This window comes from Delftia sp. PE138 (assembly GCF_018320755.1).
In the GTDB taxonomy this organism is placed as follows: domain Bacteria; phylum Pseudomonadota; class Gammaproteobacteria; order Burkholderiales; family Burkholderiaceae_C; genus Comamonas; species Comamonas tsuruhatensis.
This window is the reverse complement of sequence record NZ_JABEPN010000013.1, coordinates 39238-51647: the sequence shown is the minus strand read 5'-3', so window position 1 is coordinate 51647 and position 12410 is coordinate 39238. Positions and strand designations below refer to the sequence as shown.

Annotated in this window: 10 protein-coding genes; 2 read left to right on the top strand and 8 right to left on the bottom strand. The window is 69.3% G+C overall.

Annotated elements, in window-relative coordinates:
• Positions 1-72: 72 nt before the first annotated feature.
• Positions 73-2679, top strand: coding sequence for a membrane-bound PQQ-dependent dehydrogenase, glucose/quinate/shikimate family (locus HFGMBDPB_RS27905; protein ID WP_212646693.1), 2607 nt, complete (start codon positions 73-75; stop codon positions 2677-2679).
• Positions 2680-2709: 30 nt separating this feature from the next.
• On the opposite strand, the gene HFGMBDPB_RS27900 is transcribed toward HFGMBDPB_RS27905, so the two are convergent.
• From HFGMBDPB_RS27900 to HFGMBDPB_RS27885, 4 genes are all read right to left on the bottom strand, one after another.
• The gene (locus HFGMBDPB_RS27900) at positions 2710-3063 is read right to left on the bottom strand and encodes a hypothetical protein (protein WP_016448558.1); all 354 of its coding nucleotides are present in this window, start codon (positions 3061-3063) and stop codon (positions 2710-2712) included.
• Between the two features lie 76 nt (positions 3064-3139).
• On the bottom strand, positions 3140-3376 hold the full coding sequence (locus HFGMBDPB_RS27895; protein ID WP_016448557.1) for a hypothetical protein: 237 nt from the start codon (positions 3374-3376) through the stop codon (positions 3140-3142).
• Positions 3377-3498: 122 nt separating this feature from the next.
• Entirely contained in the window at positions 3499-4062 is a 564-nt protein-coding gene (locus tag HFGMBDPB_RS27890) for a nitroreductase family protein (protein ID WP_212646692.1), read from the bottom strand.
• A 49-nt stretch (positions 4063-4111) separates the two neighbouring features.
• The gene (locus HFGMBDPB_RS27885; RefSeq protein ID WP_212646691.1) at positions 4112-5089 is read right to left on the bottom strand and encodes a hypothetical protein; all 978 of its coding nucleotides are present in this window, start codon (positions 5087-5089) and stop codon (positions 4112-4114) included.
• Positions 5090-5447: 358 nt separating this feature from the next.
• Here HFGMBDPB_RS27885 and serA point away from each other — a divergent pair, with 358 nt between their 5' ends.
• Positions 5448-6677: a phosphoglycerate dehydrogenase gene (gene serA, locus HFGMBDPB_RS27880; RefSeq protein WP_012202286.1), complete on the top strand. Its 1230-nt coding sequence runs from the start codon at positions 5448-5450 to the stop codon at positions 6675-6677.
• Positions 6678-6741: 64 nt separating this feature from the next.
• Here the strand turns inward: serA and HFGMBDPB_RS27875 are convergent, their stop codons facing one another.
• The 4 genes from HFGMBDPB_RS27875 to gatA form a co-directional block, all read right to left on the bottom strand.
• Positions 6742-7908 carry an HPP family protein gene (locus HFGMBDPB_RS27875; protein ID WP_212646690.1) on the bottom strand — a complete coding sequence of 389 codons (1167 nt, stop codon included), beginning with the start codon at positions 7906-7908 and terminating at the stop codon, positions 6742-6744.
• 131 nt (positions 7909-8039) lie between these two features.
• Positions 8040-9263 carry a serine hydrolase domain-containing protein gene (locus HFGMBDPB_RS27870; protein WP_212646689.1) on the bottom strand — a complete coding sequence of 408 codons (1224 nt, stop codon included), beginning with the start codon at positions 9261-9263 and terminating at the stop codon, positions 8040-8042.
• Positions 9264-9411: 148 nt separating this feature from the next.
• Complete coding sequence (gene gatB / locus HFGMBDPB_RS27865) at positions 9412-10857, bottom strand: Asp-tRNA(Asn)/Glu-tRNA(Gln) amidotransferase subunit GatB (protein WP_212646688.1); 1446 nt, start codon at positions 10855-10857, stop codon at positions 9412-9414.
• Between the two features lie 6 nt (positions 10858-10863).
• Positions 10864-12360 (bottom strand): Asp-tRNA(Asn)/Glu-tRNA(Gln) amidotransferase subunit GatA, encoded by a 1497-nt coding sequence (gene gatA / locus HFGMBDPB_RS27860; RefSeq protein WP_212646687.1) that lies wholly within the window; start codon positions 12358-12360, stop codon positions 10864-10866.
• Between the last annotated feature and the right edge of the window lie 50 nt (positions 12361-12410).

Below are 12410 nucleotides of genomic sequence, written 5' to 3'. Positions count from 1 at the left end.
CTGCATGCGGCGCCCGCATGCAGGGCTAGGCTTTGCGCATCGAGTCTGCGGGCTGACATCAAGGGAGGCAGCATGACGGTGTGGCGTTGGTTGATGGCCTTGCTGCTGTGGGCAGCCGGGGCCTGGCTGTCCTGGGGCGGCGCCCAGCTCCTGCTGGCCGGCGGCAGCGGCTACTACGTGATCGCCGGCCTGCTGCTGGTGGTGGGGTGGGGCGTGGCGCGCCGTTCGGCCATGGCGCTGTGGCTGTTTGCGCTGTGGCTGCTGGGCACCGCGCTGTGGGCGGTCTGGGAGATAGGGCTGGACTGGTGGCCGCTGGCGGGGCGCCTGGGGCTGCCCTGGTTGATGGGCCTGCTGCTGGTGCTGCCCTGGTCGGTGCGTGCGCTGCGCCATGAGCCCGACATGGGCCAGAACCGGGGCCTGGCCCCGGCCCATGCGGCGCTGGCGCTGGTGGTGCTGGGCACGGCCATTCTTGCGGGCCTGTCATTCGGGCGCCAGCGCGATGCCCATGAAACCCAGGGCCAGTTTGCGGGGGCGGCCGCCGCTGCGTCGGACCTGCCGGCCGACGGCCAGGTCACGGCCGTGCAGAACATGTCCATGGTGGCCTCCGATGCCGGCGGCCTGCGCAGCCCGCCGGTGCTGCAGGGCGATGCCACCGATGCCGTGCCCGATGGCGAATGGCATGCCTACGGCCGCACCGGAGCGGGCCAGCGCTATTCGCCGCTGCGCCAGATCGGCCCGCACAACGTGCGGCTGCTGCAATTGGCCTGGGAGTTCCGCACGGGCGATGTGCGCGGCAAGCCCGGCGATCCCGAAGAAACCACGTTCGAGGTCACGCCGCTGAAGATCGGCGAGCGCCTGTTCCTGTGCACGCCCCACCAGTCGGTGATTGCGCTCGATGCCACCACGGGCAAGCAGCTGTGGCGGCGCGACCTGCCCATGCCCAAGGGGCTGGCGCTGCAGCACCTGACCTGCCGGGGCCTGTCCTACCAGTCGGCGCAGGCGGCCGCGCAGTTCGATGCGGCGGCGGGGCAGACGCATTCGGCGGTGGCGCCGGCTGCAAGGAAGGCCGGCGCACAGGCGGTACAGGCGGTACAGGCTGATCCGGCTTCCTCGGTCTCCCCGGCCCCTTCCTCCGATGATGGCCGCTGTACCGCCAAGCTGTTCATGGCCACGGCCGACGGCAAGGTGGTCGCCCTCAATCCCGCCGACGGCCAGACCTGCGGCAACGTGGCGGGCGGCCAGGGCCAGATCGACCTCTGGCAGGGCATGCCCGAGCGCAAGCCGGGCTCGTACTACTCGACCTCGCCGGTGGTGGTGGCGCGCGACCGCATCATCGTGGGCGGCACGGTGTTGGACAACCATTCCACGCGCGAGCCCTCGGGCGTGATCCGCGCCTTCGACATCCGCTCGGGCGCGCTGCTGTGGGCCTGGGACCCGGGGCGGCCAGCGACCAGCACGCCGCTGCCCGAAGGGCAGACCTATGTGCCCAGCTCGCCCAACAGCTGGTCCATCTCCAGCGTGGACGAGACGCTGGGCCTCGTCTTCGTGCCCATGGGCAATGCGCCGCCCGACCAATGGGGCGGGAGACGCAGCGCCGAGGCCGAGCGGTATTCGTCCTCCGTGGTGGCGCTGGACATCGCCACGGGCGCCGTGCGCTGGGTGTTTCAGACCGTGCACCACGATCTCTGGGACTACGACGTACCCTCGCAGCCCAGCCTGATCGACCTGGAGATCGGCGGCCACAGCGTGCCCGCCCTGGTGCAGCCCACCAAGCAGGGCGAGCTGTTCGTGCTGGACCGGCGCACGGGCCAGCCGCTGCTGCCCGTCACCGAGGTGGCTGCGCCGCAGGGCGCGGCACGCGGCGACCGCACGGCGCCCACGCAGCCGCATTCGCAGCTGAGCTTCAATCCCCCGGCCCTGACCGAACGCGACATGTGGGGTGCCACGCCCTTCGAGCAGCTGTGGTGCCGGCTGGCCTTCCACCGGCTGCGCTACGAGGGGCGCTTCACGCCGCCCTCGGAGCAGGGCTCGCTGATCTATCCGGGCAACTTCGGCGTCTTCAACTGGGGCGGCGTGGCCGTGGATCCGCGCCGGCAGGTGGCGTTTGCCACGCCCACGCGGCTGGCCTTCGTCTCCACCCTGGTGCCGCGTGCGGACGATACCTCGCTGCTGGTGCAGGATGGCGGCCCGCCCAAGGACGGCCTGCCCGCGCTCAACGAAAACTTCGGCGCACCGTTTGCGGTGCGGCTCAAGCCCTTTGTCTCGCCGCTGGGCATTCCCTGCCAGGCGCCGCCCTGGGGCTTTGTGGCGGGTGCCGACCTGCGCACGGGCCAGATCGTCTGGCAGCGCCGCAACGGCACGCCGCGCGACCTGAGCCCGCTGCCGCTGGGCTTTCGCATGGGCGTGCCCGGCATTGGCGGCCCGGTGGTGACCGCTGGCGGCGTGGCCTTCTACTCGGGGGCTCTGGACAACTATGTACGCGCCTACGACGTGGACAGCGGCCGCCAGCTCTGGCAGGACCGCCTGCCTGCTGGCGGCCAGGCCACGCCCATGACCTACCTGGGCACGGACCAGCGCCAGTACCTGGTGGTGGTGGCGGGTGGCCATGGTTCGACCGGCACCAAGGCTGGCGACAGCGTGCGTGCCTATGTGCTGCCCAAGGAGGTGGCGGCGCCCTGAGCGCTCAGCGCCGTGGGGGTCTGCGCCGGCTCATGCCGATCCGGCCCGGCCCAGCATGCGCAGCACGCGCGTGACCAGCAGCGCGGCCACCCAGGCCAGTCCGCCGATCAGCAGCGGCAGGCGCAGCAGCGCGCCTTGCTGGGCGAACAGCATCAGCGCGTCTGCCTTCCACAGCGCGGCATAGCCCGTGTACAGGCCGTAGGCCAGCCAGGCCAGGGCGCCCAGGGCGAACAGGGCCGCCATGCGCCGGGCGCTGCGGCCATCGCGCGAATCCGCGGGCAGGGCGCGCGTGCCGTGCCAGACCCAGCCGATGGAGGCGAGCACCAGCAAGGCACTGGCTGCCACGGACAGCTGCAGCCAGGTATGGGGGGAGAGTGAGGACATCAAAAGGAAACTGCGCGCCGGCAAAGTGCCGGCCGCAGCGAGTGTAGCGGCGCAGTGCCCTGCGTGGTTTCGGTGCTCAGGCCGGCTGCCAGACGGTGGCGCCGTGGCCCTGGCCGCCGCTGCCGGGGACGGAATGGATGCCCAGCACGGCTGCATGGCGCTGCAGCAGGGCGTCGAACTGCTCGATGCTTTCCGCCGTGGCCGGGGCGTCGTCGTATTCGCTGGCCACCTGGTCCGTGGTGAAGGAGCTGGCGCCGAACTTCTGGACGATGTTGCGCAGCTTGTCGAGGTTGGGGCTGGAGGATGGTGTCATGGCAACTCCTTGGGGTCATGGACGCCTGCTGCGCCGCAGGCCTGTGGGCCAGTGTAGCCCCGGGGCCTGGAGCGGCCATCCGGGGCATCCCCGCAAAGCGGCGTAGGACTTGGAACCCGCCGTCAGCCGCCCGTGGCCACGGGGCCGGCGCTCAGCACTTCGGCCAGCGGCTTGCGCGGCGTGGGCACCTCGCGCTCGCGCAGATCGTCGGGCAGGGCGGCTGCATCGCCGCGCCAGCCCACGGCGATCACCACCTCGGGCTCCAGGTGCTCGGGCAGGCGCAGCACCTCGCGTGCGGCGTCGGCCGAGAAGCCGCCCATGGCGTGCGTGGCCAGGCCCATGGCGTGGGCTTCCAGCGCCAGGTAGCCCCAGGCGCAGCCTGCGTCGAAGCTGTGCTTGCCGGGCGAGGCCTGGCGGTCGGACATCAGCACGATCAGCGCGCCCGCCTCCAGGCACCAGCGGCGGTTGAACTCGTTGGGAATGGTGCTGAAGGCCTGCCAGTTCGCATCGCCGCGCAGCGCATAGGCAAAGTGCCAGGGCTGCTTGTTGCTGGCCGAAGGCGCCCAGCGCGCGGCGTCGGCCAGCTGCTCGACCTGGGCCTGGCTCAGTGCCTCCGGCTTGAAGGCGCGCGGCGACATGCGGCCCAGGAATTGCGGATGGATGGGGGTGGTGGTGTTGCGTGTCATGCGGATAGGCGGCAAGCAGAAAGGAAAGCGGCAACGATAGCGCAAGGCCTCAGGGCTGGCGCTGTGCCTGGCCATGCTGCTGGCTGATTACGCGCAGGTGGCGCTCCATGCGGATGAAGACCAGCACCATCACCACCAGCACGAGGAATGACATCAGCATGCTCCAGAAGGCCGTCTCCACGGCGCCGAAGCGCTCCTTCCAGGAGCTGCTGCCGTGGCTGTCCTCGCCGCGCAGCGCGCGCGCCGCATTGTCCAGGGACAGCGTGTAGTTCAGCAGCACCGTGGACAGGATCTGCTGGGCCGTCTGCGCCTGCAGCCGCGGCTCCAGGGCAGCATTGCCGAAGACCTGCTCCAGCGCGGCGGGCAGGCCCTGCACATAGGCCGCATAGGCGCCCTTGCCGTGTTCCAGCTCGGCGGCCTGGGCACGCTCGTGGATGGCGGCGGCGGTATCCACGGGATCGACCATCCAGCTGTCTTCCTCGTCGGCGGAGGCGGCTGCGGCAGCCGCTGCATCGGCAGCCGCTGCATCGGCCGCCGCATCCACGGCCCCGGCATCGCCTTCGCGCTGGCCGCGCTCCTGGATGTGGCGCTGCACATCGGCCTCGGACGGCAGGGCGTCGCCTTGCAGCAGCGGGTGCAGCGGTGCCAGGCCCCGGGCCTGGTGGTCCCGCTCGGTGCGCTCGCGCCGCGCAGGATCCTTGTTCACGAAGGCGCGCACCAGGGCGTCGGCCTTCTGGAAGGCGGGGCGCAGCGCCGGATCGGCCAGGCGCTTTTCCATGGCGGGTTCGCCGCCGCCCGCGCCCAGGTCGCGGCTGGTTTCGTCCACGACGAACTGCAGGTCGGGCCTGGCGTCCTTCCAGTTCAATTCCTGGGCCACGGCCTGGGGCGCCTCGGCCTTGCCGGGCCTGAAGCTCTCCCAGGTCCACAGTGCCATGCCCACCAGCACGAGCAGGGAGAACACCAGCAGCACCACGCGCACCACCTGCACCAGCAGGTCCTCGATCCTGCGCAGCATGTTTGTAATCATCGGATTCCTCGGTTGGTTCGTAAAACAAGGGCGCGTCCGGACCGCCTGCAGGCCTGTTCTGTTGCTATTGATTTGAAAGCACCGGACGCAGACGCGCGAATTCTAGGAAGGCTGCCGCGCACGCGCGCACCGGTTCTCAATGTTTTACATTTCGCGCCAAACTCGAAGTGTGCATGTGCTCCCGTGGCATGCGCCGTCCTGCAATGGGTGTCTGCCGGATGGCGGGATGTTCATGGCCGCAGGGCGCATGGTTCTCCCGCTTGCGGGCGCGCTGGCTTTGGGCCTACCGGCTGTAGCGGCTTCCCGAATCCGCTGTAATGCTCGCTTTGATTTCTGACTGACTAGAGAGGGCTCGCCCATGACCAAAACGTCGCTGGATAAATCGAAGATCAAGTTCCTGCTGCTCGAAGGCATCCATCCTTCCGCACTCGAAGTGCTGCGCAATGCGGGCTACACCAATGTGGAGACCGTGACGGGCGCGCTGGAAGGCGAGGAGCTCAAGCGCAAGATCGCCGACGTGCACTTCGTCGGCATCCGTTCGCGCACGCAGCTGACGGCCGACGTGTTCGCCGCCGCGCAAAAGCTCGTGGCCGTGGGCTGCTTTTGCATCGGCACCAACCAGGTGGACCTGGACGCGGCGCGCGAGCGTGGCGTGGTGGTCTTCAACGCGCCTTACTCCAACACGCGCTCGGTGGCCGAGCTGGTGCTGGCCGAAGCCATCCTGCTGCTGCGCGGCGTGCCTGCCAAGAACGCCTCCGCCCACCGCGGCGGCTGGCTCAAGAGCGCCGAGAACTCCTACGAAATCCGCGGCAAGACGCTGGGCATCGTGGGCTACGGCTCCATCGGCACCCAGCTGTCGGTGATGGCCGAGTCGGTGGGCATGCAGGTGCTCTTCCATGACGTGTCCACCAAGCTGCCGCTGGGCAATGCGCGCCAGGCCGCATCGCTGGCCGATCTGCTGGCCGGCAGCGACATCGTCACCCTGCACGTGCCCGAGCTGCCCTCCACCCAGTGGATGATCGGCGCCAAGGAAATCGCGGCCATGAAGCCCGGCGCCATCCTGATCAATGCCTCGCGCGGCACCGTGGTGGAAATCGAGCCGCTGGCCGAGGCCCTGAAGGCCGGCAAGCTGCTGGGCGCCGCCATCGACGTGTTCCCCACCGAGCCGCGCAGCAACAAGGATGAATTCGTCTCGCCCCTGCGCGGCCTGGACAACGTCATCCTGACACCGCACGTGGGCGGCTCCACCATGGAGGCCCAGGCCAACATCGGCCTGGAAGTGGCCGAGAAGCTGGTCAAGTACAGCGACAACGGCACCACCACCTCGGCGGTGAACTTCCCCGAAGTGGCCCTGCCCGCCCACCCCGGCCAGAACCGCATCCTGCACGTGCACCACAACCAGCCCGGCGTGCTGTCGGCCATCAACCAGGTGTTTGCCGAGAACGGCATCAACATTGCCGGCCAGTACCTGCGCACCGACGAGAAGGTGGGCTATGTGGTGATCGACCTGGCAGCCCAGTCCTCGGGCCTGGCGGTCGAGAAACTGACCCAGGTTCCCGGCACCATCCGCTGCCGCGTGCTGTTCTGATGGCCAGGTTTCAGGATGCTGCGCTTGGGCGCACTTCCTGAAACTGGCGCATTGCCGGCTCGCCCTATCTGCCCGGCTGCAGCAGAAGCCGCATCAGGTCCGTGCGCGTGATCAGGCCGGTCAGCCGGCCTTCGCGCATCACGGGAATGCAGGGCACGCTGTGCCGGGCCAGGGCGTTGAGCAACTGGCCCACGGGCGTGTCTTCGTCCACGCTGAGTTCAGGCGCATGAACCAGCTGGGGCAGCTCCGACAGACGGGGCACGGCCCGGTTCTTGCCGGGCAGGCGCTGGCCCAGCCAGTTCAACAAAGAAGGTTTTGCCGCAGATTCGGCCGGGCGCACGGGGCTCATCCACAGCCACTCGTACAGCTCGGCACGGGAGACCGTACCGGCCAGGCCGCCATCGGCGTCCAGCACCGGCAGGCTCTTGGCCGGGTGCGCGCGAAAGCGTGCGGCCACGGCGTGCACGTCGTCGTCCAAGGAGCAGCTCACGGGATCGCGCGTCATCAGCTGGGCGCAGCGCACGCCGCCCAGGCGGTGCTCGATGGCGGTTTCCTCGGCGGCGGCCAGCAGCTCGGCCAGGTCGTCGGCTTCCAGGTTGTTTTCCTGGCCGAAGCGCAGCAGCAGCGCCTCCAGATCGGCATGGGACAGGCCCAGGCGCGAGGCATGGCGATGGGCCGAATCGGCGGGCGAGGCCTTGGGCGCCGTGTCGGCATGGTGGGGATAGCGCCGGCCCGTGGCGCGGTGGAGCGCCGTGGCCGCCAGGACCAGCGCCAGCGTCAGCGCGCCCACGGGCACGAAGGGCAGCATCCAGCCGGCGGCCAGCGAGGCCTTGGCATTGAGCACCGTCAGCAGGGCCATGGCGCCACCCGGCGGATGCAGCGAGCGCGTCAGCAGCATGCAGCCTATGGCGCCACCCACGGCCAGCGCAGGCGCCAGCTGGGGCGGGCACCACTGCAGCACGAACAGGGCCCAGAGCGCCGACACCGTATTGCCCACCACGCAGGACCAGGGCTGGGCCAGTGGGCTGGTGGGCACGGCGAACAGCAGCACGGCCGTGGCGCCCAGCGGCGCGAACAGGCGCAGGGGAAGATCCCAGGTGCCCGCATGCGCCAGCCAGACCAGGGCCGTGGCCAGCCCCATGCCCACGATGGAGCCCATGGCCACGCGCCACATGTCCGCAGGCGCGGGGCGCGGCACCACCGGCCCCCATGCTTTTCTGTTCCAGCCCATGGCCTTGTTGTCTTGTTGTCTTTGCCTGCGCGGCCCCGGGGCAGGGCTGCAAAAGCGCGTCATTTTAGGAAGGGACGCCGCTCTTGCTGGCAGCATGGGCTTTGCACTGCCTTGGTGCAAACCCGGAAGATTCAGTCCACCACGGACTGGTACACGCCCTCGCGCATCACCCAGCGGTAGGCAATGCGCTGGGCCATGGACTGCATCATGAGGATGGCGAACAGGTCCTCCTGCGGATCGATCCAGAAGAAGGTGCCGTAGATGCCGCTCCATGAAAAGTCGCCCACGCTGCCCGGCAGCGGGTTGAGGCCCGGCGCCGTGCGCACCGCAAACCCCAGGCCGAAGCCCTGGCCCACCTCGGGCGAGGGCAGCTGGGCGCCGAAATACGCCATGTCCGGCCCCATGCGCACGCTGGCGGGCAGGTGGTTGGAGGTCATCAGCTCCACGGTCTTGCGCGAGACCAGGCGCACGCCGTCCAGCGTGCCGCCGTTGCGCCAGAACAGGCACAGCCGCGCGTAGTCGGCCATGGTCGAGACCATGCCGCCGCCGCCCGACTCGAACACCATGGCGCGCGTGACCGGGGGGATGGGCGGCATCTGTTTCTGCGGCCCTTCGGGCTGGGGCCGCGCGGCGCGTGCGATCTCGCTGTCGGGCGCATGAAAGCCCGTGTCGGCCATGCCCAGCGGCCCGGTGATGTGCTCGCGCACGAAGGCGGCCAGCGTCTGGCCGCTGACCACCTCGACCACGCGGCCCAGCACGTCGGTGGACATGCCGTATTCCCAGGTCTCGCCGGGCTGGGCCACCAGCGGCAGCTGCGCGAGCCTGGTGATGAACTGCGCATTGGTGAACTTGCCGCTGAACAGGCCCGCATCCAGGTACATCTTCTTGACGGGGTGCTCGGTGCCGGCGAATCCATAGGGAATGCCGGAGGTGTGGCGCAGCAGGTCCTGCAGCGTGATGGGCCGCGCCAGCGGCGCGCGCTCCAGGCCCACGCGCAGCGCGGCCAGCTCGGGCAGGTACTGCTCCACGGGCTCGATGATGGACAGCCGCCCCTGCTCGGCCAGCATCATGATGGCCAGCGAGGTGATGGGCTTGCTCATGGAGGCGATGCGGAAGATGGCATCGGGCCGCATGGCCGTGCCGGCCTCGGGGTCCAGCAGGCCGAAGCTCTCCAGGTAGGCCAGCTTGCCGCGCCGCGCCACCAGGGCCACGGCGCCCGGGATCTCGCCGGTGTCCACGCCGCGCTGCAGCCGGGCCGACAGGCGTGCCAGGCGCGCGCCGCCCAGGCCTACGGCTTCAGGGGAGTCGGCCCAGGGCAGGCCGGGGATGTGCAGGCGGTCGGTGCTGGTGGTCATGCTGTCTCCTCAGGTGCGATGGCAGGGATTCTGGAGACATGCAGGCGCAGGCGCTGTTCGGTGCGGGACAGCCGGCGCGGAGCGTGCACACGAAAAAAAGCCCGCCACGGTGGGCGGGCCTGGTGGGCCGGGTGGACCGGGCGTGTGGTCAGACCAGCTTGGCCTTGAGCAGCTCGTTGACCTGCGCCGGGTTGGCCTTGCCCTTGGAAGCCTTCATGACCTGGCCGACCAGGGCGTTGAAGGCCTTGTCCTTGCCTGCGCGGTACTGCTCCACGTTGGCCGGATTGGCGGCGATCACCTCGTCGATGATCTTCTCCAGCGCGCCCGTGTCGTTCATCTGCTTGAGGCCCTTGGCCTCGATGATGGCGTCCACGTCCTGGCCCTCACCTGTCCACAGCGCCTCGAACACCTGCTTGGCGGCGTTGTTGGAGATGGTGCCGTCGCCGATGCGCGCGATCAGCGCGGCCAGCTGGGCGCTGGAGACCTTGGCGGCCTCCATGCCGATTTCCTCGGTGTTCAGGCGGCGCGAGATCTCGCCCATGATCCAGTTGCTGGCCAGCTTGGGCGCATTGCAGGCCCGGGCCGTGTCCTCGAAGTAGGCGGCCATGGCCTGGCTTTGCGTCAGCGTGGTGGCGTCGTACTCGGGCAGGCCGTATTGCTCGACAAAGCGCGCGGCCATGGCGCGCGGCAGCTCGGGCATGTCGGCCCTGACCTGTTCCACCCACTCGGGCGCGACCACCAGCGGCGGCAGGTCGGGGTCGGGGAAGTAGCGGTAGTCGGCCGCGTCTTCCTTGGTGCGCATGGAGCGCGTCTTGCCCGTGTCGGGGTCGAACAGCACGGTGGCCTGCTGGATGCGGCGGCCGTCCTCGATTTCCTCGATCTGCCAGCGGATCTCGTAGTCGATGGCCAGCTGCATGTTCTTGAAGCTGTTGAGGTTCTTGATCTCGCGGCGCGTGCCCAGCGGCTGGCCGGGCTTGCGCACGGAGACGTTGGCGTCGCAGCGGAAGCTCCCTTCCTGCATGTTGCCGTCGCAGATGCCGATCCAGGTGACGATCTGGTGCAGCGTCTTGGCGTAGGCCACGGCTTCTTCCGTGCTGCGGATGTCGGGCTCGGTCACGATCTCCAGCAGCGGCGTGCCGGCGCGGTTCAGATCGATGCCCGACTGGCCGATGAAGTCCTCGTGCAGCGACTTGCCGGCATCTTCCTCCAGGTGGGCGCGCACCAGGCGGATGGTCTTCTTCTCGTCGCCGAGGAAGAAGGACACCTCGCCGCCCTGGACCACGGGAATCTCGAACTGCGAGATCTGGTAGCCCTTGGGCAGGTCGGGATAGAAGTAGTTCTTGCGCGCGAAGATGCTGCGCGGCGCAATGTGCGAGCCCAGCGCCAGGCCGAGGCGGATGGCGCACTCGACGGCCTTTTTGTTCATCACCGGCAGCGTGCCGGGCAGCGCCATGTCCACGGCGCAGGCCTGGGTGTTGGGCTCGGCGCCGAAGGCGGTGCTGGCGCGGCTGAAGATCTTGGACTGGGTGGCCAGCTGGGCGTGGGTCTCGAAGCCGATGACGACTTCATAGCCCTGGATGAGTTTCGCGGTCATGGGGTCTCAGATGCCCTTCGGAGCTTGAAGGTGGAAATCGGTGGCCTGCTGGAAGCGGTGGGCGGCGTTGAGCAACTGGCCTTCCTTGAAGTAGTTGCCGATCAGCTGCAGGCCCACGGGCATGCCGGCCTCGCCAAAGCCTGCGGGCACGCTCATGCCGGGCAGGCCGGCCAGCGATGCGGGCAGCGTGAAGATATCGGCCAGGTAGTTGGCCAGCGGGTCGCTCTTTCCGCCCAGCTGCCAGGCCACGGTGGGCGCGGCGGGGCCGGCGATCACGTCGCACTGCTGGAAGGCGGCCTGGAAGTCGTCGGCGATCATGCGGCGGATCTTCTGCGCCTGCAGGTAGTAGGCGTCGTAGTAGCCCTCGGACAGCACGTAGGCGCCGATCATGATGCGGCGCTTGACCTCGTCGCCGAAGCCTTCGGCGCGGGTCTTCTTGTACATGTCCACCAGGTCCGTGTAGTCCTTGGCGCGGTGGCCGAACTTCACTCCGTCGAAGCGCGAGAGGTTGGACGATGCCTCGGCCGGGGCCAGGATGTAGTACACGGGAATCGACAGCTCGGTGCGCGGCAGCGAGATCGGCACCAGGCGGGCGCCCAGCTTCTCGTATTCCTTGAGCGCGCCATCCACGGCGGCGCGCACGTCGGCCGACAGGCCTTCGCCGAAGAACTCGGCGGGGATGCCGATGCGCAGGCCTTCGATGCTGTCGTTCAGGCGGGCCGTGAAGTCTTCGGCGGGCACGTCCAGGCTGGTGGAGTCGCGGTCCAGGTCGGGGCCGCACATCTCGGACAGCAGCAGGGCGCAGTCCTCGGCGCTCTTGCCCATGGGACCGGCCTGGTCCAGGCTGGAGGCGAAGGCGATCATGCCGTAGCGGCTGGCGCGGCCATAGGTGGGCTTGATGCCCGTGATGCCGCAAAACGATGCGGGCTGGCGGATGGAGCCGCCCGTGTCGGTGCCGGTGACGGCGGGCGCCAGGCCGGCGGCCACGGCCACGGCCGAGCCGCCCGAGGAGCCGCCGGGCACGCGGTCCAGGTTCCAGGGATTGCGCACGGGCGCGGGTGCGTCGAAGCCCACGGGCGCGACGGCCGAGTTCTCGTTGGCCGAGCCCATGGCGAATTCGTCGCAGTTGAGCTTGCCCAGCGTCACGGCGCCGGCCTCGGCCAGGCGGGTGACCACGGTGGCGTCGAAGGGCGAGCGATAGCCGGCCAGCATCTTGCTGGAGGCCGTGGTCGGGAAGTCGCGCGTGACGAAGATGTCCTTGTGCGCAATGGGCACGCCAGCCAGGCGACCGCCCTTGCCTTGGGCAATCAGGGCGTCGGCAGCGCGGGCCTGGGCCAGGGTGGCCTCTTCGTCGATGCTGACGAAGGCGCCCAGGTTCTGGTGCGCCTGGGCGCGGGCCAGGAAATGCTGGGCGGCTTCGACGGCGCCGAGCTTGCGCTCGCGCAGCAGGGCCGACAGGGCCGACACGCCGAGCGTGTGCATATCAGTGGTTTGCTGGGTCATGTATGGGATGCGGAAAACGGGGACGGATGCCAGGGGACAGGAAGCAGGGC

Bases quoted from the DNA above. Each gene is read 5' to 3' on its own strand.
- HFGMBDPB_RS27905 (WP_212646693.1), top strand. From the start codon at position 73: ATGACGGTGTGGCGTTGGTTGATGGCCTTGCTGCTGTGGGCAGCCGGG.
- HFGMBDPB_RS27900 (WP_016448558.1), bottom strand. From the start codon at position 3,063: ATGTCCTCACTCTCCCCCCATACCTGGCTGCAGCTGTCCGTGGCAGCC.
- HFGMBDPB_RS27895 (WP_016448557.1), bottom strand. From the start codon at position 3,376: ATGACACCATCCTCCAGCCCCAACCTCGACAAGCTGCGCAACATCGTC.
- HFGMBDPB_RS27890 (WP_212646692.1), bottom strand. From the start codon at position 4,062: ATGACACGCAACACCACCACCCCCATCCATCCGCAATTCCTGGGCCGC.
- HFGMBDPB_RS27885 (WP_212646691.1), bottom strand. From the start codon at position 5,089: ATGATTACAAACATGCTGCGCAGGATCGAGGACCTGCTGGTGCAGGTG.
- serA (WP_012202286.1), top strand. From the start codon at position 5,448: ATGACCAAAACGTCGCTGGATAAATCGAAGATCAAGTTCCTGCTGCTC.
- HFGMBDPB_RS27875 (WP_212646690.1), bottom strand. From the start codon at position 7,908: ATGGGCTGGAACAGAAAAGCATGGGGGCCGGTGGTGCCGCGCCCCGCG.
- HFGMBDPB_RS27870 (WP_212646689.1), bottom strand. From the start codon at position 9,263: ATGACCACCAGCACCGACCGCCTGCACATCCCCGGCCTGCCCTGGGCC.
- gatB (WP_212646688.1), bottom strand. From the start codon at position 10,857: ATGACCGCGAAACTCATCCAGGGCTATGAAGTCGTCATCGGCTTCGAG.
- gatA (WP_212646687.1), bottom strand. From the start codon at position 12,360: ATGACCCAGCAAACCACTGATATGCACACGCTCGGCGTGTCGGCCCTG.